Raw genomic sequence first — 22,141 nt, 5'->3', positions numbered from 1 at the left:
CTCCGGCCGGTGGGCAGCAGCGCGACGGATCGGGGACAGCCATAGGTTCAGCCTTGGGAAGCCAAGGGAAATCGAGGGTGTACCGATAGGTGAAGGTTCCCCATACTCGCGTCATGGATCGAGGTGGCGACAGCGAGGGAGCCTCACCATGACTTCACCGCGCTACTGCGTCATCGGAGCCGGCGCCGCCGGCCTGGCGGCGCTCCAGGTCCTCACCGACCGCGGCTTCGCCGTCGACTGCTTCGAACGCACCGACCGGGTCGGCGGGCACTGGCACACCGACTACGACTCGCTGCACCTGATCACCTCGCGCGACGTGTCCGGCTTCGACGGGTTCCCCATGCCGGCCGACTACCCCGTCTATCCCAGCCGAGACCAGATGCGGGCCTACCTGGAGAGCTTCGCCGAGCACCACGGGCTGCACGAGCGGATCAGCTTCGGCACCGAGGTGACGCAGGTGAAGCCCGTCGGCCCCGCCGGCCGGGACGGCTGGACGGTCGAGACGTCCGACGGCGACATCCGGGAGTACGACGCGGTCCTCGTCGCCAACGGTCACCTGACCGACCCCTACATACCGGACTACGACGGGGAGTTCACCGGCAAGCAGATCCATTCCGCGAACTACCGCAACACCGGCGACCTCGAGGGCCGCCGCGTCCTGGTGGTGGGCGCCGGCAACTCCGGGTGCGACCTCGTGGTGGACGCCGCCCATGCCCGGCTGGACGCGAACATCTCCGTACGGCACGGCCAGGTGTTCCAGCCCAAGGCGCTGTTCGGCAAGCCACGCGCGGAGCTGCACTGGCTGGCCAGGCTTCCCTCCTTCGCGCAGGAACGCCTCACCCGGGCTCTCATCAACATCGCTGTCGGACCGCCCACCGCCTACCGGGGCCTGCCCGAGCCCGCCACCCGCAACCTCAACAAGCAGCGCCCGGTCGTCAACAACCTGCTGCTGTACTGGATCCAGCACGGCCGGATCACCGTCCGGCCGGGCATCGAGCGGTTCGACGGCCGTACCGTGCACTTCACCGACGCCTCGGCCACGGAGATCGACACCGTCGTCTGGGCCACCGGGTTCAAGACCTCGTTCCCGTTCCTCGACCCCGGCCTGCTGACCTGGCAGGACCGCAACCCGCTGCGGGTCGCCGGGCTCACCGTCCCCGTCGGCCTTGAGCGGCTCTTCTTCATCGGCCTCGTCGCGCCCCGCGGTCCCCAACTGCCGGTCTACTCGGCCCAGGCGAAGCTCGTCGCCCGTTTCCTGGAGCTGCAGCAGAGCGATGATGTCGCGCTGTCCGGTTTCTTCAGCGGCCGGCAGACCCCGGACGCGCGGATCGACATCGTACGAAAGGTGTGGCTGAAGCAGATGGACGACACCCACAAGGCGCTCGCCCCGCTCACGCGCAGCGCCACAGGACGTGCCCGTTGAGAACAAGTGCACGCCTTTGCGGCAGAACCGCCATCGTCACGGGCGCGGCCCGTGGCCAGGGGGCCTCGCATGCCCAACGTCTCGCCGCCGAGGGAGCGCGCGTCCTCGCATGCGACGTCCTGGACGACGTGGGCAAGGCCGAAGCGGCCTGGCTGTGTCAGCGCGGCCTCGACGTGGAGTACCTCCACCTCGATGTGAGTTCGCCGCCGGACTGGGCGCGGGCCGTCACCGTCGTCCGGGACGCCTTCGGCCGCCTGGACGTGCTGGTGAACAACGCGGGGATCATCCATGTGAACCCGCTGCTCGAAGAGCGTATCGAGGACTGGAACGCCACCCTCGCGGTCAACACCACCGGCCCGCTGCTGGGCATCCAGGCCGTCGTACCGCTGATGCGCGAGAGCGGAGGCGGGTCCATCGTCAACGTCTCGTCGGTCTTCGGGATCGTCGGGGCCGTCGGTTACGTCGCGTACTGCGCCAGCAAGGCGGCGCTGGTCGCGCTCACCAGGACCGCCGCGCTCGAACTCGCCGCCGACGGCATCCGGGTCAACGCGATCTGTCCCGGCGGGGTCAGCACTCCCATGAACGAGAACGAGAAGGAGGGCGGCGTGGTGCCGCAGACCCCGATGGGCCGTCGGGCCCACGTCCGGGAGATCTCCGGTGCGGTCGCCCATCTCGCCTCCGACGACTCCACCTTCACGACCGGAACGGAGATGGTCATCGATGGCGGCTTCCTCGCCCACTGAGCGTGTACCCCGTACTGCCCTGGTCACGGGCGCGGCCAGCGGAATGGGCCTGGCCGTCGCGGAACGCTTCCTCGCCGAGGGCTGGGCCGTCCTCGGCGTCGACCGTGACGCCGACGCCCTCGGCAAGGCAACGGGAGACCTCGGCTCTGCCTTCCGGCCCGTCCCCGTGGACATCACCGACCGCGGTGCCCTGTCCACTGCCCTCGGCGGGGCCACGGGCTTGCGCGCGGTCGTCAACGCGGCCGGGATCTATCCGCCCACCAGTCTGGCCGACTTCGACGAGGCCACCTACCGCCGCATCTTCGATGTGAACGTCCTCGGCACCCTCAACACCATCGCCGAGACCGTGCCGGCGCTGCGCGCCGCCGGTGGCGGTGCCGTCGTCAACTTCGCCTCCATCGACGCCCTGGCCGTCTCCCGAGGTCAGCTGCTCTACAGCGCGTCCAAAGCCGCTGTCGTCACCCTGACCCGGTCGCTCGGCGTGGAGCTCGCCCCCGACAACATCACCGTCAACGCCGTCGCGCCGGGCTGGGTCGACACCCCCGGCACCCGTGCCGGCGGGCGCATCGAGCAGGCCGTCGCCACCATTCCCCTCGGCCGGGCGGCACGCCCGGAGGAGATCGCCGACTGGGTATGGACGCTCTGCCACGGCTCCTACATGACTGGCGAAACCCTTGTCGTCAGCGGCGGTCTCACCGTCCGCTGACGACGTGCGACGTGACGACGTGAACACGTCGGCCGCCTGCCGGGTCGGCCGTCGGGCGGTGTTCGGCCTCCGCATCCGCCCGGAAGGCGTCGCGCGGATACTCACTCTCACCCGGGTGTACTTTCCAGCGGCGGGAGAGCCGTCCCGGAACGGCTGCCGTCGGCCGGGGCGTGGCCTCCGCGGCGTGCCCGGCGGATCACCGCCCAGGCCGCCGCGGCATCCTGCACTCCCAGGCCGACGCTGCCGTAGAACACGATGTCGTCGGGATCGATGCGCCCGGCCGCGCGGCCCACCACGACATCGCCCAGGGCAACGAGATCCTGCCGTCCGATGTCCCCGGACCGCAGAGCCGTCACCACCGGCCCGCACTGCAGCGCGACGGTGGCGGGGTCGTCGACGACGACGGCACTCGCCCGACGCAGTACCTCCGCATCGGTCTCGCAGCGCGTGGGTTCGACGGACCCGACGCTCACGACGGTGCAGCCCTTCGGCAGCCAGGCACCGAGGACGACAGGCTCTTCGCTGAGGGTGCACGCGGCGACGATGTGTGCGTCCGCCACCGCGTCCTCGGCGGTGGCGGCGGCCTCCACTTCGATGCCTTCGATGCCCAGCTCGGCGGCGAGTTCGGCTGCGGCGGCCAGGCGGTGCTCCGGTGTGGGGCTCCAGATCCGCACCGACCGCAGCGCGCGTACGCGGGCGATGGCGCGTACGTGAGCACGGGCCTGTACGCCGGAGCCGATGACCGCTAGGCGGGTGGCGTCCGGGCGAGCGAGAGCGTCGACGGCGAGGGCGCTGCCCGCGGCCGTGCGCAGGGTCGTCACCGTGGTCCCGTCCATCACGGCGACGGGCCGGCCGGTCTTAGGGTCGAGCACAGTGATCAGGGCGTGGATGTTGGGCAGTCCGCGTGCGGTGTTGCCCTCGTTGACGCTGCCGAACTTGCTGACCGCGCCGGTGTCCGCCGACAGGCGGGAGGCGTAGCAGAATACGATCGAGCCGTCGAAACGGCTGGAGTAGTGGATCTTGTTCGGCAGTTCGGCGGTCCCGTTGCCCAGGGCGGCGAAGGCCACGCGCTGGGAGTCGATCGCCGTGTCGGGATCGAAGAGGGCCCCCACCTGACTGCGGGACAGGAACAGGATTTCTTCCGGCATTTCGTCGAGCACTTCGCCCTGCACTTCGCTCTGCGCTTCGCCATGCATGTCGGCGTGCACTTCTTCGGGCATATCCTCGGGCGCTTCTTCCGGCATCTGCTCTCGCTTCCTCGTCACGGGGACCTGCCCGGGCGCGTCCGCCGCCGCGGACGAGGCACCGAGCGCCACGCCGCCGGCGACGAGCAGGCTTCCCAGCAACTGTCCGGGACCGAAGATTCCCGTGCCCACTATCGGTGCCGTCAGCGCGGCCGAGACCGGGATCAGCCCGGACAACAGTGCCATGCCCACCGCCCCGATGCGGTGGATCGCCCCGAACCACAGCACGATTCCCAGGACCGTCACCGCGAGGACCTGCCACGCCAATGCCGCCGCCTCCACGCCGTCGGGCATCCGTACCCACGCCCGGCCGTCCAGGGCGAGCCCCAGTACGGCCGCCTCCACCGAGGCGATCGCGCAGGCGCAGGTCGTCAGCAGCAGCGGCCCCAGGGCCCTCAGCACGGGCACCACGAACAGGGCCATGACCACTTCGCCGCTCATCGCCGCCAGTGACCAGACCAGGCCGGCCGCGTCGGTCCGCCCCAGTCCCTGGACGACGGCTGCCCCGGCAGCCACCACCAGCGCTCCGCAGGCAACCCGGCCCGAGGGGCGCCGTGATTCCATCAGCGGCGCCAGTATCGCCACCACGACCGGTGTGCACCCCACCACGACGCTGGGAACGGCGGGCTCGGCGGTGCGCTCGGCGTTGAGCACCGCCACGTTGAACCCCACCAGGCCCCCCGCCGTCACCAGAGCGAGCCGCGCCCACAGCCGGAGGGTGAGCCGGCGGACCGGTGCCCATCCCCGCCGGGCACAGAGCACGGCCAGCACCAGGAATCCGAGGGCGTACCGCACCGACTGCCCGCCCAGGAACGGGTAGTGCGCCATCAGGCTGCTCGCCACGAAGGACACGCCGACCAGGACGGCGGAGGCGGTTCCCATCAGCACGCCGAGTCGCTGCGATCGCGTCATACGCGGTATCGCGTTCACGTGGTCCGCGCGCCGGGCCGCCGGTACCGGGTCACCAGTCGGTCCGGCAGGAACGGCCGGGCGGCGTCCGGCAGCGCGTCGGCGCCCGTGCCCGCGTTCACCATCGCGGTGATGAGCTCCGCGGTGGCGGGTGCCAGGGTGACGCCGAGCATCGCGTGACCGCTCGCCACGAGGACGTTGTCCCGTCCGGGGAGCGGACCGACGACCGGCAGGCCGTCGGGGGTCATCGGCCGCGACCCGGTCCAGGCTCGCGGCGGAGAGGCGGGCGCCCCGCCTTGCGGATAACCACCCTCCGGACACGCGCCCTGCGGATAACCACCCTTCGGATACCCGCCCTTCAGATACGTGCCGGCGGAGCGCACGATGCCGCGCAGGCGATGTGCGTCAACGGTGCCTTCCGCACTACCGAGTTCCATCGTTCCGGCGAACCGCACCCGGCCGGCGAGCGGGGTGAGCGCCACCCTGGCCTCGCTGAGATAGACGGCGTGCCGCAGCGGCACGGACCCGCTCGTGTCGTCGAACCCGTACCCCTTGCCCGCCCGGATCGGCAGTGGGCAGCCCGCCAGCCGGGACAGCCCGGCCGTCCGCACCCCGGCCGCGAGCAGGAACACCTCGCCCTCGATGTCCTCTTCCCCGGCCACCAACGCCGACACGGCGGAGCCGCGGCCCCTGACCGCGGTCACCGGGCTGTCGTACCGGAAGCGGACGCCGCGTCCGCGGCAGGCGGTTTCCAGGCCGGCGGCCAGCGACGCGGGGTCGACGTGCCGTTCCTCCGGGTACAGGATCCCGCCCTGGACCTGCTCGCCCAGGGCGGGTTCGAGGTCTCTGACCTCGTCGCCGGAGAGCCCGGGGAACGTGGCGTCCGCGGCGTGGTGCCGCATCGCCTCTCGTGTCCGGAAGGCCTGCAGCAGCCCCGCACGGTGATGCTCGAATGCGACGCCGTCGCTTTCGTAGGCGTCCAGCAGTTCCGTGGTCCGGGAGTTGAGCGTGGCCAGCGCCTCGGCCCCGTGCTGGAAGTCGCGGTGGTTGCAGTACCGGAGCATGCGCAGGAGGAAACGCAGATGCGCGGGGTCGGGACTCGGCCGGATGTAGAGCGGGCTGTCGTTGCGCAGCATCCAGCGCAGGGCCTGCGGCACCATGCCGGGCCCCGGCACCGGCGTCGACAAGGCCGGTGTGATCCACCCCGCATTGTGCGAGGAGGCCCCCGATCCCGCACGGCTCGCCGCCTCGACGACCGTGACCGCATGCCCGTCCCCGGCCAGGCGGTACGCCGCGGCGAGTCCGATCATCCCGGCCCCGGCAACCACCACACTCGTCACTGCCGCGTCCCCTCCGACTTCATGCCTTGTGCCCGCGGTTGCGCCTGGCGTCCCCGAGGCAGCGGCACCCCGGGCGCGCAAAGCGCGTCACGTCATACGGACGCACCCGTGCACCCGGGGTGATTCAGTGACCCGATCGCACGCCTTCGTACGGTCGGAATCAGCCGCCGAGGTAAGCCTTGACGATCTCCTGGTCCTCGGCCAGTTCGTCCGCGGGACCGTGGAGTTTCAGAGAGCCTGATTCCAGGACGTAGGCGCGGTCCGCGACATCGAGTGCGGCCAGCGCGTTCTGTTCCACGAGCAGCACCGTGGTGCCCTGCTCGCGGATCCGGGCGATCGTTTCGAAGATGACGTCGACGAGCACCGGGGCGAGACCCATGGAGGGCTCGTCGAGCAGGAGCAGTTGCGGCCTGGCCATCATCGCCCGCCCCACGGCGAGCATCTGCTGCTCACCACCGGACATGGTGCCCGCCTTCTGGTCGAGGCGTTCCCGGAGCCGGGGGAAGAGTTCGAGGATCATCTCCCGGTCCTCGGAGATCGCTTCCTTGTCCTTGCGCAGGAACGCGCCCATGTCGAGATTCTCGTCGACGGTCATCCGGGGGAAGATCCGCCGGCCCTCCGGCGAGTGGGCGATGCCGCGTCTCACGACTTCGTGATCGGGCACGCCGTTGAGCTGCCGGCCCAGGAAGGTCATGGTGCCGCGACGCACCGGCAGCAGGCCGGAGATCGCCCGCAGGGTGGTGGACTTGCCCGCGCCGTTCGAGCCGATCAGGGTGACGATCTCGCCGGGGTAGACGGTCAGCGACAGGCCCTTCACCGCGGCGATGTTGCCGTAGTAGACGTGGATCTCGTCGAGTTCGAGCATCGGTTCGCGCGTCTCGATCACGCCGCCTGCGCCGCTCATGTGGTCTTGTCCCTTCCGGACTTGCCGAGATACGCCTCGATGACCCGGGTGTCGGACCTGATGTCGTCCGGGCTGCCTTCGGCGATCTTCTCTCCTCTGTCGAGCACGGTGATCCGGTCGGAGACCTGCATGACGACGCTCATGTCGTGCTCGATGAGCAGGACCGAGAGGTCCTTCTCGTCACGCACCCGGTGGACGAACTGGGTGAACCGGCCGGACTCCTGGGGGTTCATGCCGGCGGTCGGTTCGTCGAGGAGCAGGATGCTCGGCTCGAGCGCGAGTGCCCGTGCGACCTCCAACCGCCGCTGGTCGCCGTAGGAGAGGTTGCGCGCGTACTCGTTGGCGACCTTGCCGATGCCGACGAACTCCAGCAACTCCCGTGCCATCTCCTGGGCTTTGCGCTCCTCGCGGCGCTGGCGGGGGGTGCGCACGATGGTGTGGAAGGGCCCCGAGTGCAGCTTGGAGTGCATGGCGACCTTGACGTTCTCCTCGGCCGTCATCAGACCGAAGAGCCGGATGTTCTGGAACGTACGGGCCATGCCGAGGGCGGCGATCCGGTGCGGGACGAGGTTGGTGATGTCCGTCTCGCCCAGGACCACCCGACCGCTGGTCGCCCGGTACAGGCCGGTGAGCACGTTGAAGAACGTCGTCTTGCCCGCCCCGTTGGGCCCGATCAGGCTGACCACCGACTGCCCGGGAATGGTGAAGCTCACGTCGTTGACGGCGACCAGGCCGCCGAACTTCACGGTGATGCGGTCGGCGTGCAGTTTCACCGTCCCCGCGTCCAGCGATGCGTCTGTCTGCGGACTCGTCGTCATACCTTCTCCCCCATTCCCGTTCCCGTTCCCGTTTCGTCGGCGATGACCGGTCCTTCGGCGACGGCGGTCTTGAGCGATTCGTCTTCGTCCAACTCGGGAGCGGGCGCTTCCATGTCGGCGCCCAGCGACTCCATGTCGGTGCGGCTGGGTTCGTGCAGTACCAGCCTGGTCCGCGACTCGGGCAGGATGCCCTCGCGCCGGAACAGCATCATCAGGACGAGGATGCCGCCGAACAGCAGATAGTTGTACGAGGGGAAGTTGATGTTCGTCCCGAACTCCTCGTTGAAGGACGTCCCGAACTGCGGCAGGCCGGTCGAGTTGACCCAGGCGAGGACGAGAGCTCCCAGCATGACCCCCCAGACGTTGCCCATCCCGCCGAGTACGACCATCGCCAGCAGGGTGATGGAGATCGAGAAGTTGAACCGGTCCGGCAGGACGCCTCCGACATGCGTGGCGAAGGCGACGCCGGCCAGGCCGCCCGCCACCGCGCCGACGGCGTAGGCCGAGAGCTTGGTGCGCATGAGCGGGACGCCCATCATGCTCGCGGCGAGCTCGTCCTCGCGGATGGCCAGCCAGGCGCGGCCCAGCCTGCCGTCGCGCAGTCGCAGCGTGATGAAGACGACGACGGCCGCGATCAGCACGAAGATCAGGTACTTCCACACCAGGTCGAAGGGCCCGAGGCGGGTGGAGCCGATGCCGATCGGGTCGACCGGGGTGATGCCCTTGGAGCCGTTCGTCAGGTTGAAGCCGCCGATGTTGTCACCGTTGGTGAAGACCTGCGGGATGATCTCGCCGAAGCCGAGCGTCACCAGGGCGAGGTAGTCACTCTTCAGGCGCAGCGTGGGCGCGCCGATGATCACGCCCCACACCGCGCAGAACGCCGCTCCGATGAGCAGCACCAGCCAGAAGCTGATGTGGATGCCCGAAGCGGTTCCCAGCGCCCCACCGAAGATGTGGACGTTCACCTGGTGGAAGAAGCCGGACATCAACCAGCCCGCGGTGTAGCCGCCCAGTGCCCAGAAGGCGACGAAGCCCAGGTCCAGCAGGCCGGCGTAGCCGACGACGATGTTCAGACCGAGGGCGCAGATCACCCAGACCAGCGCCTCGTTGATCGAGGTGAGCGGAAGCCAGTTCCGGAAGAACGTCTGGCCGTCGGCGCCGAGGTTCGGGATCACGTAGTAGTACGCCAGGAACACCAGGACCGCTGCCGCGGTGTACCCGAGCGGCCAGCGCATGCGGTGCGGTATGGCCAGGCCCGGCATCCGCCTCACCCGGCTCGGAACGTCGGAAACCATGGCTACACCTTCTCCGTGGACGGTCGGCCGAGCAGGCCTTCGGGCTTGAAGACCATCAGCAGGATGAGGATGGCGAAGACGACGCTCTGGGACCATTTCTGCCCGAACCCGAACGGCAGACCGTCGTTGAAGCCCTGGATGAGGCCGATCAGGAGGCCGCCCAGCACAGCGCCGCCGATGTTGCCGATGCCGCCGAGGACCGCGGAGACAAAGGCGATGAGACCCAACTGGTATCCCAGGTTGTACGCCGTGGTGCCCACGACCTGCTGGTACATGACTCCCGCGGTACCGGCCAGCGCTCCGCCGATCAGGAAGGTGAAGGAGATGGTCCGGTTCACGCTGACGCCCATCAGCCGCGCGGCGTCCTGGTCCTGGGCGACGGCCCGCATGGCCTTGCCCTGCCTGGTGCTGGTGATCACCCAGCGCAGCAGCAGCAGGACCGGCACGGTCACCGCGATGACCGCCAGCAGGCTGTAGTCGACCTGGAACTTGCCGACGCCGAAGGAACCGTCGGGAAGAACGCTCGGCCACTGCTTGGGAGTCGAGCCGTTCCATTTCAGACCGACGAACTGCAGGACGAAGCTCATCCCGACCGCGGTGATCAGCGGCGCGAGCTTGGGAGCCCGTCGCAGGCGGCGGTAGGCCACGAATTCGAGCGCCACATTGATGCCGCCGCAGAAGAGCATGGTGCCGACGATCGTGACGAGCAGGAGGGCGATGCCGAGCACACCTGCGTGTTCCTGCCCCATGACGGTCGTCAGCAGGAATCCGCTGAAGAGGGCGCCGAGCATGAACAGGTCGCCATGAGCGAAGTTGATCAACTCGATGATGCCGTAGACAAGGGTGTAGCCGAGGGCTATGAGCGCGTAGAGCATGCCGAGGTTGAGCCCGACCATTCCCGCCGAGAAGAACTGTGACGGGGAGTTGATCAGGTTGGCGCCGAGCCAGACGGCGACGCCCAGAAGGATGACGTGAGTGGCGTAGCGCTGGATGACCGCCTTGCGGTCGATCACGGCCGGCACCGCGGTGCTGGTGGCAGTTGCTGCCATGAAGGTCCTCGCGAGGGTTCGAATAACGCAGCGGGCTGGGGAAGAGGGCCGGAAGCCGGTCCGGGGCGGGCGTCACCTGGAGGGGGTGGCGCCCGCCCCGGGGCCTCAGCTCAGCTGACGGGCCACGGCTTCAGGAACTTCTCTTCCTTGTCCTTGAGCTGGAGGACCGAGATGTCACGGACACTGACGTCGCCGGTCTTGGGGGAGATGTCCAGCTTCTTGCCCACGATCGACTTGTCGGCCGGGATGCTGATCCCGCTGCCCGAGAAGACCTGCTCCGTGATGCTCTTCCGGGTGCCGTCGGACTTCTCGATGGCCTGCATGATCACCTGCAGCGCCTCGACCCCGTAGAGGGCGTAGCTCGTCGCCGGGTCGGCGCCGTACTTCTTCTTGTAGGCGTCGAGCAGCTTGGCGCCCGGGCCGCCGTCCTCGCGCAGGGTGGTGGCGGTCAGGCCGGCGAACGTGATGTAGGCGCCCTGGGCCTGTGCCAGTCCGTCGAATTCGGGGTAACCGCTGAATCCGTCGGGCGCGATGAGCTTCACCTTGGAATTGTCGCCGAGGACCTTGACCTTGTCCTTGACGAGCTGGCCGCCGTTGTTGTCGAAGATTCCGGCGAGGTAGACGCAGTCCGGGTTCGTGGCCTTGATACTGGTGAACAGCGCGGTGTAGTTGGGCTGTTTGACGTCCCACGCCTGGTTGCCGAGCACCTTGATGCCCTGCTTCTTCGCCTCCTGCTCGAAGGCCTTGCCGACGCCCTGTCCGTAGGTCTGGTTGTCATTGAGGATGTAGCACTTCTTGACGCTGAGATCCTTGGCCGCGAACTGGGCTCCCGCCGCGCCCTGGTAGTCGTCGGTCGCGATGACACGGGCGTAACTGCGCTTACCGGACGGGAAATACTTCTCCGGCTCTCCCGAGTCCCATGCCTTTGTCAGCCCGGGGTTGGTGTTCGCGTGCGACACCATCAGCATGGGGCCCGTCGGGTCCTGGTTCAGAACCGGGGCGATGATCTGCGCGCAGCCGGAGTTGTAGGTGCCCATGACCGCGACCTCTTCGGTGTTGCCCACGTGGTCCTGCGCGTTCTTGGCACAGGTCGCGTCGTCCCAGGCACCCTTGGCGGCGGTCGAGTCGTCGTACACCTTGAGCTTGACCTTGTACTTGCCGGCCTTGCTCCCTGTCTGGTCCAGGTAGAGCTTCATCGCGTTGACCGTCGACTCGGAAGCGTCCTTGGACGCGCCCTGAAGCGGCAGATCCACGCCTATGACGAGCGTGTCGCCGCTGGACGAGCTGTCGTCCGCGCCTCCGGAGGCATTGCCGCCGCAGGCACTCAACGCGAGCCCGGCCACCGCGACCGTGGCGAAAATCTTGGCTGTTCTGGACATCCGACTCCTCAATTCCGCAGGTAAGGGAAATCTGAAGCGCTTTTATTACGCTCAAGCACACTGAAATGTTTCGACTACATCTCGAAACTGGATTGTGACGTTTACCCTCGGTGTCGAGGAAATGGCATGCCGAGATGGCGGCGCGGTGGATCGAGCCGCCGGGAGGGAGGAATTGACGCCGGTAGCCGTGAATTCGCTGTATACAGCAGTCAATACCGGAAAGGTACTTTCAGCCGAGTAATCGGCGGATCCCTGCTGCCGACCGATGATGCCGCCGCCTCGGCGCGACGGCCAACTCGGCGGCGGCGAGGGCGAGTTGAGCGGTCGGCCGACCGGCGGATCTCACCACGGCAGGGGTGCGGTGTGGGAGATGTCGAAGAACCCGCCGCCGCCGTAGACCAGCGGGGCCCGGTCCTCGTGGCGGGCGGAGACCACCCGGCCGGTGAAAACGGTATGGCTGCCGGCCTCCAGCCGCTCCCCGATCTCCACCTCCAGTTGGGCGCACGACCCGTCGATCAGCGGCGCGCCGAAGCCCCCCGGGGTCCAGGCCAGTCCGGCGAACTTGTCGTCCGCCTTGGAGGCGAAGATCCTGGCGACATCCAGCTGGTCCGCGGCGAGGATGTTGATGCCCAGATGGCTCGCCCGGTGCAGGGCCGGGTGGGTCGCCGAGCTGCGCTGGACACAGACCAGCACCATCGGCGGGTCCAGCGAGATGCTGGAGAAGGCGTTGACGGCCAGACCCTTCGGGGTGCCGTCGTCGTCCGTGGTCACCACCGTCACACCGGTGATGAACTTGCGGTGCACTCCACGGACGAGGTCGGGGTCCACGGCCGCCTGCACAGTGGTCGTGATGACCCCGAGCGCCTCCAGCAACTGGCGTGAGTCAAAGGTCACCCACTCCTCGGCCACCTTGGGCCCGTCGAAGCGGGCGAAGGTGGCACCTGCCACCCGCACCGGCCTCCCGGTGGGCGGCACACCGAGGAAGGCGCCGGTGTGGTGGCCGGTGGAACGCCACCGGATGGCCATTCGGTCGCCGTCCCCGCCCTCGACGATCTCCTCGATCTCGGTCCGCAGATCGGGAAAGGCCAGGCGGACGGCACGGACCGAGTCCTTGAACTGCTCTCGGTCCTGCGGCGTGGCGGCAGGTCCGCGGCGTCGTACGTAGGACGGGCTGAGCAGTTCGTCGAGCGCCTCGACCCGGCCTTCGTCCCATGCGGCCTGCCAGGCGGAGCGGATGTGCGTCGCCCGGCCCCGGGTTTCCGCCATCGGCTGCTCCCTCGCTCATGCCTTGTATGGCAGGGGACAGTAAGGAAAGCACCCATCGGTGTCAATCCTTGGAACGCAGACAGCTGAAAAGATCTGGAGAGCCATTAACTGTGCAGGTCAGCTTTTGTTTCACTGTCATTAATGCTTGACGCCCCGGAACCGGCATCCTAGCCTCGGCTGCCATGGCACAGCGCGAGCTGGAAATACGGGAAGGACGCCGTATGCGGTTCTCGATATTCCACAACCTCGGAGCGCCCGGACGGCTCGGCGAGTACGCCCAAGTCATGGAAGAGGCCCGGGAGTTCGCGATCGCCGCGGAACAGGCCGGATTCTGGTCCACCTGGTACACCGAGCACCACTTCGGGCACGAAGCGTTCGAAATCACTCCGAACCCGGTTCTCATGGGAGCCGATATCGCCGCCCGCACGGAACGCATCCGCATCGGCCAGGCCGCGAGCATCGCCACCTTCTGGCATCCGCTGCGGCTCGCCGAGGACATCGCCATGCTCGACCAGCTCTCCGGTGGTCGCGTCGAAGTCGGCCTCGGCCGGGGGCTGTACGGACGCGAGGCACTCAACCTCAACGCGCTGGCCGACCCGCGCGACCAGGAGCAGAACCGCGCGCTGTACGACGAGACGGTGGAGATCCTGCGCAAGGCCTGGAGCGGCGAGTTCTTCTCGCACAAGGGCCCCTTCTACGAGTTCCCCGCCCCCGGCGTGCGGTGGAACCATCCCCTCTCGCCCGCCACCGCCGACTACACCGACGCCGGCGTCATCACGAAGATGCAGGTCACGCCCTTCCCTCTGCAGCGCCCGCACCCACCGCTGTGGCAGGTCATCGACAGCCCCCGCTCGATCCGGGCGGCTGCCGCGGACGGTGTCCAGGGCATGTTCTGGCTACCCCCGGTCTCCGCGCTCAAGGACCGCTTCGAGCTGTACCGGAGCACGGCGAGCGAGGCCTCGGGGCGTGAGTACGCGCTCGGCGAGGGCATCGGCCTCGTACGGGACGTCTACGTCGCCGACACCATGGAGCAGGCGCGGGCCGACTTCGAGGAGGCGCTGATGACGACGTACCGGTGGATCATGCACTGGCGCGGGCTCGGCAACCTGATGGAGGCGGGCGAGGAGCTGACCGACGCGCACAAGCTGTCCTTCGACTTCCTGCGGTCGCGCAATCTGCTGGTGGGCACGCCGGAGTACGTCGCCGAGAAGGTCGCCGAGCTGCGGGACGAGGTCGGTCTCGAGCACCTGCTGCTGTGGACCACGCACCCGGGCCTTCCGCACCGCAAGGCGATGCGCAGCCTGGAGCTGTTCGCCGAGAAGATCATGCCGCGATTCGTCACCGGCGGGGGCACCGGTGCCTGACGTGCGCAAGGTACCGGCGCCTGAGGTGCGCAAGGTGGTCACCGTCACCGATGAGGTGCTGCTGGAGCTCGGCCGCCCGGTCGCCGTGCCGGTACGCCGGATCGCCGCGGCGGCGGTGATCCGCAATCCGTGGGCCGGGCTCGGTGTCGTGGCGGACCTGCGGCACGAGGTCGAACTGATCGCGCCCGGGCTGGCCCGGCTGCTCGCGGATCGGGTCATCGAGGCGCTGGGCGGGATCGATCGGGTCGAAGCCTTCGGCAAGGCGGCGATCGTCGGGCTGGACGGGGAGATCGAGCACGGCGGCGCGCTGATCCACACCCCGTTCTTCGGCAATGTGTTCCGGGAGTTGGTCGAGGGCACCTCGATCATCGTCTTCAGCGACGACCGGCTGCCGGCCGGGGAACCGCTGACCGTACCGCTGTGGCACAAGACGGCGGCGGCCACCCGCTCGCACTACCAGACCGCGCACATCCGCGTCCCCGACGCGCCACGGGCGGACGAGATCGTCCTCGTCGCGGCGGGCGCGTCCGGCCCTCGCCCGAACGCCCGGATCGGGGACCGTGCCACCGACCCCGTCGTCCGCCTCGCCGATCTGGAGACCGCGCCATGAAGGTACGCAAGATCATCACTTACACCGAGGACGTCCATTCCGAGGGTGGCCGCCCGGTCGATCCGCCGGCCCGTACGGCGGTCGTGCTCGCGATCATCGAGAACCCGTGGGCCGGGCAGGGCTATGTGCAGGACCTGCTGCCGGGCATCGACGAAGTCGCCCCGAAACTGGGCGAGTTGCTGGCTCCGAGGGTGGTCGAGGCGCTCGGGGCCCCCGTCGAGGCGTACGGGAAGGCCGCGATCGTGGGCCTGGACGGGGAGATCGAGCACGGCTCCGGGCTGATCCATACGCTCAAGTTCGGCGACTTCTTCCGCAAGGCGGCGAACGCCACCACCCTGCTTCCGGCGGTGGAGAAGCGGGCGGCGGCGGGCACCGTCTTCGACATCCCGCTCAAGCACGTCACCGACGCCACGATCCGCTCGCACCACCAGAGCATCGAGGTCCGGGTACCGGACGGACCACGCGCGGACGAGATCGTGATCGGCCTCGCCGCAGCCGCCCAGGGCCGCCCGCTGGCCCGGCTGGCCCCACTGTCGAGCGAGCGATGAGCAGCGCGGCGACGACGGGGACGGAGACGGCGGGAGCGCCAGAACCAGGCACGGCAGGACCGGAACCGGGCGCAGCGCCCGCCCCGGTCGCAGCAGCACCGGAACCGGTCGCAGCACCGGAACCGAACGCGGCAGCATCGCCCCACGCGCCGCCGAGCCCGGCCGACCCCACCGCCGAGCCGGCAATCAGCAGCACAGCCACAACAGCGACGGCGGGAGCACCGGAACCAGGCACGGCAGCACCGGAGCCGGGCGCGGCAGCGGCGCCCGACGCGTCGTACGACTTGCGGCCCGACCCGGTGCTCGCTCCCGGGCTCCGGGCCGGCGGCCCTCCCGGCGCCGTGTCGCATGAGCCGCCGCTCTCGCCGGTTCGCCAGGCAACAGCCCGTGGCCCCCTGGCCGAGGGGGCCACGACGTGGCGTCCTAGACAGGTGTCCCTCGCCCACGAAGTCCGCGGCGAGGGGCCCGATCTCGTGTTGCTGCACGGTGTCGGGCTCGACCGAGGGATGTGGGAGCGGTGCCTTCCGGCGTTGGCGGCGCGGCACCGCGTGGTGCTGGTCGATCTGCGCGGGCACGGTGCTTCCCCGGCAGCGGCAGCCGGCGTCACCCTTGGTGAACTGGCCGGGGATGTGGCCGCGTTGCTGGCGGGCCCCACGCATGTGGTCGGCTTCTCCCTCGGTGCGCTGGTGGCCCAGCAACTCGCCGTGACACGGTCGGAGTTGGTCGCCTCGCTGACCCTTGTCAGCGCAGTGGCCGAGCGTTCCGCCGAGGAACGGTCGGCGGTCGCGGGCCGCAGACGACGGGCCGCCGAGGACTTCGGGGCCTCGGCGCGGGCGGCCGTCGAACGGTGGTTCCCACCGGAGTGGCGGGACCGGGAACCCTCCCTGGCCGAGGCAGTGCTCGGCACGCTGCTGGCCACCGACCGCACCTCGTACCTCGCCTGCTACGACGTCTTCGCGACAGCCGACGCCGCGCTCTGGCCGCAACTGCCCCGCATCTCCGCCCCGACCCTGGCCATCACCGGCGCCGACGACCCGGGCTCGACACCGGAGATGACCCGGCGGCTCGCCGGGCAGATCCCCGGTGCCCGCGCGACGGTCCTGCCGGGGGCGCGCCACCTGCTGCCGCTGGAACGCCCAGGGGAACTGGCGAGTGTGATCCTGCAACACACCGGACCACAGGAGAGTCCCGAATGACCCAGCTCCCCCGCCACCAGCACTTCATCGCCGGCGAGTGGACCGAGCCCGTCGAGGGCGAGTACTTCGAGAGCCTCAACCCGACCACCGCCCAGCCCTTGTACGCGGCAGCGCACGGCACCGCCGAGGATGTCGAGCGTGCGGTCACCGCCGCCCGTACCGCGTTCGAGGACCCGCGCTGGCGTGACCTGAGCCAGACCCGGCGCGGCCGTCTGCTGCGCAACCTGGGCGACCTGATCGGCGAGCACGCCGAGGAACTGGCCCGTACCGAGACACTCGACAACGGCAAGCTGCTGCGCGAGATGCGCGCCCAACTGGCCGGGCTGCCCGAGTACTTCTACTACTACGCCGGACTGGCCGACAAGATCCACGGCGAGGTGATCCCGGGCGCGAGCCGGGAACTGCTCAACTACACGCTGCGCGAACCGGTCGGCGTCGTCGGGGCCATCACTCCGTGGAACTCCCCGCTCCTCCTCACCGCCACCAAGCTCGCCCCGGCACTCGCCGCCGGGAACACCGTTGTCGTCAAGCCCTCGGAACACACCTCGGCCTCGCTGCTGGCGCTCGCCCCGCTCTTCGAAGAGGCCGGTTTCCCGCCCGGCGTCGTCAATGTGGTCACGGGCTTCGGCGCCACAGCCGGCGCACCGCTGGCCGGGCACCCCGGCGTGGCCAAGGTGACCTTCACCGGCTCCACCGAGACCGGCCGCCGGATCGCCCGTGTCTGCGCCGACCGTTTCGTACGCTGCACCCTCGAACTCGGCGGCAAATCACCGAACATGGTCTTCCCGGACGCCGACCTCGGCTCGGCGGCCATGGGCGTCATCGCCGGGATCTTCGCGGCGGCCGGCCAGACCTGCGTGGCCGGCAGCCGGGTTCTGGTCCATCGCGAGGTGTACGACGAGATCCTGGACCGTGTCACCGCCCGTGCGGCGACGATCCGGATCGGCGATCCGCTGGAGGACACCACCGAGTTGGGGCCGCTGGCCATCGCGTCGCAGCTGGAGAAGGTCGAGTCGTACGTGGAACTCGGGGTGGCCGAGGGCGGCACGATCGCCTGCGGCGGCGTACGGCCGAAGACGGAGCTGGGCGGGTACTTCTTCTCCCCGACCGTCTTCACCGGCACCGACAACTCGATGCGGATCTGCCAGGAGGAGATCTTCGGTCCGGTCGCGACAGTGATGCCCTTCTCCTCCGAGGACGAGGCGGTCGCGCTCGCCAACGACACCTCGTACGGCCTCGCGGCGGGTGTCTGGACCCGGGACCTGAACCGGGCCCACCGCATGGCGTCACGGCTGGAGGCGGGCACGGTGTGGGTCAACACCTATCGTTCGATGTCACCGATGTCGCCCCGGGCAGGGTTCAAGAACAGCGGGGCGGGCACCGAGCAGGGCACGGAGGTCATCCGCGAGTACACACGGTTGAAGAGCGTGTGGGTCAACACCAGCGAGGAGCCGGCCGGAGACCCGTTCATCCTCAAGTCCTGAGGGAGCCTCGCATGGCAGCTGTCCACCGGGAGCCGGGATGTGGTGACGAAACACGAGGCCCACACCTGGTGTCACATACCCCGCAAGAGCCCACGTCGACGCGGCCGAAGCGGCTGGGCCAGACCAGCATGCAGGCCCAGGTCGCCGAGGAACTCCGCCAGATGATCATCAGCGGCGAGCTGGAACCCCGCTCCAGCCTGTCCGAGATGACCCTGTCCGAGACCTTCGGAGTAAGTCGCACGCCCATCCGCGAGGCTCTCAAACAGCTGCAGATCGAGGGGCTCGTGGAGGTCCGGCCGCGGGTCGGGACCTTCGTCGCGGTGCCGTCCCGGCGGGATCTGACCGAGATGTTCCAGATGAAGGAACTGCTGGAGGGCGCCGCCGCCCGGCTGCTCGCCCTCCGGGGCACCGTGCCCGAACTGGACCTGCTGCAGGCCAACATGCGTGCCGCGGACGAGGCCGCCCAGGACGGTGACGCCGACCGGTTCGCGGAGCTGGTCCACGAGTTCCACAGCCTGGTCGTCACCGGCGCCGACAACCGCAAGCTGGAGGCCCACTACCGCACGCTGATGAACCAGCTCGCGTACACCCGACTGGTGCGTGCCTCCTTGTCGCGCCCCGGGCGCCTCAAGGCATCGGACAACGAGCACCGCCGCGTGGTCGACCTCATCCTCACCAAGGACGGCGACGGCGCCGAGCGCGTGATGCGCGAGCACGTACGGCTCAGCCACCAGGCACTGATGGCGGGGTTCGACGAGATGCAGCGCTGAGCGAGAGGCGAGGCCGCGACGCCGACCCGGTTTACAGAACGGCAACAGACGGGACATGCTGTAGGCGTTTCCTGACGTGAGACTCATTGTCACGACAGTGAACGCATCCACCCCGGGGAGAGCCCGTGTCCGTTCCGCTGATGTCCACTCCGCCCGCGTCGGGCACCCAGTCACTCGCCGCGCTCGCCAAGGCGGACGGTGTCCGGTTCCTGCTCGCCACCTTCACCACGCTGACCGGCAAGCCCTGCGCCAAGCTCGTGCCCGTCGAGGCGGCGGACGCACTGGAGGGGGAGGGAGTGGGCTTCGCGGGATACGCCGCCGGGGCCATGGGCCAACTGCCGTGCGACCCCGACGTGATGGCGCTCCCGGACGTGGCCTCGTACGTCCCGCTCACCTTCGTCCGCCCCGGACTGGGGATGGTGCACTGCGACCCGCACGTCGAGGGCCGCCCGTACGCCTTCGCGCCGCGCGTGATCCTTCGGACGCTCGCCGAGAAGGCTGCGGCCGAGGGCACGCGGCTGGTCAGCGGGGCCGAGGTGGAGTACTTCCTGGTGCAACGGGGGGCCGATGGTGCGCTCACCACGGCCGACCGGCTCGATGACGCCGCCCAACCCTGCTACGACGCCCGCGGGCTGACCCGGATGTACGACCACCTCACCGCGGTCTCCGACGCGATGGTGCGGCTGGACTGGGGTCCGTACGCGAGCGACCACGAGGACGGCAACGGGCAGTTCGAGCAGAACTTCCACCACGCGGACGCGCTCACCACCGCCGACCGGGTGGTCACCCTGCGGTACATCGTGCAGGTCCTCGCCGAACAGCGCGGGATGACCGCCACGTTCATGCCGAAACCGTTCACCGACCGCACCGGCAGCGGGCTGCACATGCACCTGTCCCTGTGGGACCGCGAGCGTGCGCTGTTCCCGGCGGGCGACGGCAACACCGCGGATCAGTACGGCATGGGGTTCAGCCCCGAGGCGTACCACTTCAGCGCCGGACTGCTGGCCCACGCCCCCGCGCTGCACGCGCTCATCGCCCCCACCGTCAACTCGTACAAGCGCACCGGCGCCACCACGACCGCCTCCGGCGCCACCTGGGCGCCGCGCACGGCGAGCTGGGGCGGCAACGACCGTACGCACTTCCTGCGCGTGCCGGACGCGCACCGGGTCGAGATGCGCGGCGGGGACGGTTCGGCGAACTCCTACCTCGCGGCGGCCGGTGCGCTCGGCGCGGGCCTGGACGGGGTGCGCCGGGGGCTCGACCCCGGTCGGCCCGGGCTCGGCGAGGACGGTCCCCGGCTGCCGCGCACCCTGCTCGACGCGGTGCACGCGCTGGAGGGGGACGACATCGTCCGCGGAGTGCTCGACGCCGTCGACGCGAAGGCCGGGGTCAGCGACTACTACGCGGAGTTGAAGCGCGAGGAGTTCTACAGCTGGCACAACACCGTGTCCCCCTGGGAGATCGACCGCTATCTCACCGCCGTCTGACACCGCCCTGTCCATTGGCTGTTTGGAGGTCATGCCCATGTGCGGCATCGCAGGACTCCAGGTGCGCGACCCCTCGCTGGAGCCCAGGCTCGGCGAACTGCTCACCGGAATGCTTCACCAGGCCGCCGAGCGCGGTCCCGACTCGGCCGGTGTCGCACTGTACGGCGATGCGCGCCTCACTCCGCCCGGCCACTCGGCGGTGAGCCTGCTCGCGCCGGGCGACGCGTCCGCCTCCGAGATCGCCGCCCGGGTCGGCGGGGACACGGCCGCCGTCACCGTCAGCCAGTCCACCGTCGTCCACTCCCCCACCCTCGCCGTGACCGATCTGGAGAAGGCCGTACGCGCTGCCTTCCCGAAGGCCGTCATCACCGGACGCGGCACCGGCCTGGCCGTCCTGAAGGGCGTCGGTCACCCGGCCGTGCTCGCCGAGGAGTTCGGCCTGCGCGCGGCGACCGGGCGGCAGGGCATCGCCCACACCCGCATGGCCACGGAGTCCGCGGTCACCCCGGAGGGCGCCCACCCGTTCTCCGTCGACGAGAACGTCTGCCTCGTGCACAACGGCTCGTTCGCCAACCACGCCACCATCCGGCGCGAACTGCGCGCCGAGGGCATCGATTTCGACAGCGAGAACGACTCCGAGGTCGGTGCCCGCTTCGTGGCCGCCCAGCTCGCCGCCGGGCACGACCTGGAGAAGGCGCTGAAGCTGCTGTGCGAGCGCTTCGACGGCTTCTACACGCTGCTGGTGACCACGGGGGACACGTTCGCCGTGGTCCGGGATGCCATCGCCTGCAAGCCCGCTGTCGTCGCCGAGACCGACACGTGGGTGGCGATGGCCTCCGAGTACCGCTACTTCGCCCATCTGCCGGGCATCGAGTCCGCCCGCATCTTTGAGCCCGAGCCCGAGGAGGTCTACACGTGGCAGCGCTGACGACGACTGTGGTCGACCTGTCCCAGCAGTCCGTACGAGACCTCAACTCGGCTCTCCATCAGGCGAGTCCGGGTACGTCGTGGCGTGTCACCCACCCCGACGGCGCCCACAACCTCGCCGTCGGCCTCACTGCCGGGCTGGACGTCGTCATCGACGGCCCGACGGGCTACTACTGCGCCGGCATGAACCAGCGCGCCACCGTCACCGTCCACGGCAACGTCGGCCCGGGCGTCGCCGAGAACATGATGTCCGGCACGGTGCGGGTGCGCGGCAGCGCGTCCCAGTCCGCCGGTGCCACCGCTCACGGCGGCCTGCTGGTCATCGAGGGCAACGCCGCCGCCCGCTGCGGGATCTCCATGAAGGGCGTGGACATCGTCGTGGGCGGCCATGTCGGTCATATGAGCGCCTTCATGGGCCAGTCCGGGCGCCTGGTGGTGTGCGGCGACGCGGGCGACGCCCTCGGCGACTCCCTCTACGAGGCCCGCCTCTACGTCCAGGGCAAGGTCAAGTCCCTCGGCGCGGACTGCGTGGAGAAGGAGATGCGGGACGAACATCTCGCCGAACTGGCCGAGTTGCTGAAGTCGGCCGACCGCGACGACGACCCGGCAAGCTTCCGGCGCTACGGCTCCGCCCGCGAGCTGTACCACTTCAAGGTCGACAACTCAGCTTCGTACTAAG

The 22,141-nt window shown here is 69.4% G+C and carries 20 protein-coding genes; 12 read left to right on the top strand and 8 right to left on the bottom strand.

The window, feature by feature from the left end; translation table 11 throughout:
- The first annotated feature begins 148 nt into the window (after window positions 1–148).
- The 3 genes from FE633_RS01665 to FE633_RS01655 are packed head-to-tail and all read left to right on the top strand — an operon-like array spanning window position 149 to window position 2,872.
- Entirely contained in the window at window positions 149–1,423 is a 1,275-nt protein-coding gene (locus FE633_RS01665; protein WP_138043191.1) for a flavin-containing monooxygenase, read from the top strand.
- On the top strand, window positions 1,420–2,166 hold the full coding sequence (locus tag FE633_RS01660) for an SDR family NAD(P)-dependent oxidoreductase (RefSeq protein WP_138043190.1): 747 nt from the start codon (window positions 1,420–1,422) through the stop codon (window positions 2,164–2,166). Before FE633_RS01665 ends, FE633_RS01660 begins: the two co-directional genes overlap by 4 nt.
- The gene (locus FE633_RS01655) at window positions 2,144–2,872 is read left to right on the top strand and encodes an SDR family NAD(P)-dependent oxidoreductase (RefSeq protein ID WP_138043189.1); all 729 of its coding nucleotides are present in this window, start codon (window positions 2,144–2,146) and stop codon (window positions 2,870–2,872) included. The genes FE633_RS01660 and FE633_RS01655 overlap by 23 nt, the downstream gene beginning before the upstream one ends.
- 107 nt (window positions 2,873–2,979) lie before the next feature.
- On the opposite strand, the gene FE633_RS48015 is transcribed toward FE633_RS01655, so the two are convergent.
- The 8 genes from FE633_RS48015 to FE633_RS01615 form a co-directional block, all read right to left on the bottom strand.
- Window positions 2,980–5,028, bottom strand: coding sequence for an EamA family transporter (locus tag FE633_RS48015; protein WP_246113361.1), 2,049 nt, complete (start codon window positions 5,026–5,028; stop codon window positions 2,980–2,982).
- Window positions 5,029–5,042: 14 nt separating this feature from the next.
- Window positions 5,043–6,365, bottom strand: coding sequence for an NAD(P)/FAD-dependent oxidoreductase (locus FE633_RS01645; RefSeq protein WP_246113360.1), 1,323 nt, complete (start codon window positions 6,363–6,365; stop codon window positions 5,043–5,045).
- Between the two features lie 160 nt (window positions 6,366–6,525).
- The gene (locus FE633_RS01640) at window positions 6,526–7,269 is read right to left on the bottom strand and encodes an ABC transporter ATP-binding protein (RefSeq protein WP_246113359.1); all 744 of its coding nucleotides are present in this window, start codon (window positions 7,267–7,269) and stop codon (window positions 6,526–6,528) included.
- Window positions 7,266–8,087 carry an ABC transporter ATP-binding protein gene (locus FE633_RS01635; protein WP_119099526.1) on the bottom strand — a complete coding sequence of 274 codons (822 nt, stop codon included), beginning with the start codon at window positions 8,085–8,087 and terminating at the stop codon, window positions 7,266–7,268. The genes FE633_RS01640 and FE633_RS01635 overlap by 4 nt, the downstream gene beginning before the upstream one ends.
- Window positions 8,084–9,382, bottom strand: a complete 1,299-nt coding sequence (locus FE633_RS01630) for a branched-chain amino acid ABC transporter permease (protein WP_212747146.1) — start codon at window positions 9,380–9,382, stop codon at window positions 8,084–8,086. Before FE633_RS01630 ends, FE633_RS01635 begins: the two co-directional genes overlap by 4 nt.
- Window positions 9,383–9,384: 2 nt before the next feature.
- The gene (locus FE633_RS01625; RefSeq protein WP_138043188.1) at window positions 9,385–10,431 is read right to left on the bottom strand and encodes a branched-chain amino acid ABC transporter permease; all 1,047 of its coding nucleotides are present in this window, start codon (window positions 10,429–10,431) and stop codon (window positions 9,385–9,387) included.
- Window positions 10,432–10,541: 110 nt separating this feature from the next.
- Window positions 10,542–11,810 (bottom strand): branched-chain amino acid ABC transporter substrate-binding protein, encoded by a 1,269-nt coding sequence (locus tag FE633_RS01620; RefSeq protein WP_138043187.1) that lies wholly within the window; start codon window positions 11,808–11,810, stop codon window positions 10,542–10,544.
- A 342-nt stretch (window positions 11,811–12,152) separates the two neighbouring features.
- Window positions 12,153–13,076: a flavin reductase gene (locus tag FE633_RS01615; RefSeq protein ID WP_138043186.1), complete on the bottom strand. Its 924-nt coding sequence runs from the start codon at window positions 13,074–13,076 to the stop codon at window positions 12,153–12,155.
- Window positions 13,077–13,258: 182 nt separating this feature from the next.
- Between FE633_RS01615 and FE633_RS01610 the strand changes: the two genes are divergently transcribed.
- The 9 genes from FE633_RS01610 to FE633_RS01570 all read left to right on the top strand — a co-directional run bounded on the left by FE633_RS01610 (window position 13,259) and on the right by FE633_RS01570 (window position 22,140).
- Complete coding sequence (locus FE633_RS01610; protein WP_246113358.1) at window positions 13,259–14,440, top strand: LLM class flavin-dependent oxidoreductase; 1,182 nt, start codon at window positions 13,259–13,261, stop codon at window positions 14,438–14,440.
- Between the two features lies 1 nt (window position 14,441).
- A complete protein-coding gene (locus tag FE633_RS01605) occupies window positions 14,442–15,050 on the top strand; it encodes an amino acid synthesis family protein (RefSeq protein WP_171059761.1) in 609 nt (202 codons plus the stop codon).
- Complete coding sequence (locus FE633_RS01600) at window positions 15,047–15,598, top strand: amino acid synthesis family protein (RefSeq protein WP_138043184.1); 552 nt, start codon at window positions 15,047–15,049, stop codon at window positions 15,596–15,598. Before FE633_RS01605 ends, FE633_RS01600 begins: the two co-directional genes overlap by 4 nt.
- Before the next feature lie 431 nt (window positions 15,599–16,029).
- Window positions 16,030–16,794 (top strand): alpha/beta fold hydrolase, encoded by a 765-nt coding sequence (locus tag FE633_RS48010; protein ID WP_246113357.1) that lies wholly within the window; start codon window positions 16,030–16,032, stop codon window positions 16,792–16,794.
- Window positions 16,791–18,278, top strand: coding sequence for an aldehyde dehydrogenase (locus FE633_RS01590; protein WP_138043182.1), 1,488 nt, complete (start codon window positions 16,791–16,793; stop codon window positions 18,276–18,278). The genes FE633_RS48010 and FE633_RS01590 overlap by 4 nt, the downstream gene beginning before the upstream one ends.
- An 11-nt stretch (window positions 18,279–18,289) precedes the next feature.
- On the top strand, window positions 18,290–19,048 hold the full coding sequence (locus tag FE633_RS01585) for a GntR family transcriptional regulator (RefSeq protein ID WP_246113356.1): 759 nt from the start codon (window positions 18,290–18,292) through the stop codon (window positions 19,046–19,048).
- A gap of 125 nt (window positions 19,049–19,173) precedes the next feature.
- Window positions 19,174–20,535: a type III glutamate--ammonia ligase gene (glnT, locus tag FE633_RS01580; protein ID WP_246113355.1), complete on the top strand. Its 1,362-nt coding sequence runs from the start codon at window positions 19,174–19,176 to the stop codon at window positions 20,533–20,535.
- A 37-nt stretch (window positions 20,536–20,572) separates the two neighbouring features.
- The gene (locus FE633_RS01575) at window positions 20,573–21,463 is read left to right on the top strand and encodes a class II glutamine amidotransferase domain-containing protein (protein ID WP_138043181.1); all 891 of its coding nucleotides are present in this window, start codon (window positions 20,573–20,575) and stop codon (window positions 21,461–21,463) included.
- On the top strand, window positions 21,451–22,140 hold the full coding sequence (locus FE633_RS01570) for a glutamate synthase (protein WP_138043180.1): 690 nt from the start codon (window positions 21,451–21,453) through the stop codon (window positions 22,138–22,140). Before FE633_RS01575 ends, FE633_RS01570 begins: the two co-directional genes overlap by 13 nt.
- The last annotated feature ends 1 nt before the right edge of the window (window position 22,141 follow it).

The sequence above is a fragment of the Streptomyces montanus genome (assembly GCF_005786655.1).
GTDB lineage: Bacteria > Actinomycetota > Actinomycetes > Streptomycetales > Streptomycetaceae > Streptomyces > Streptomyces sporangiiformans.
The sequence above is the reverse complement of the archived record's forward strand: the minus strand, read 5'-3'. Positions and strand labels throughout refer to the sequence as shown.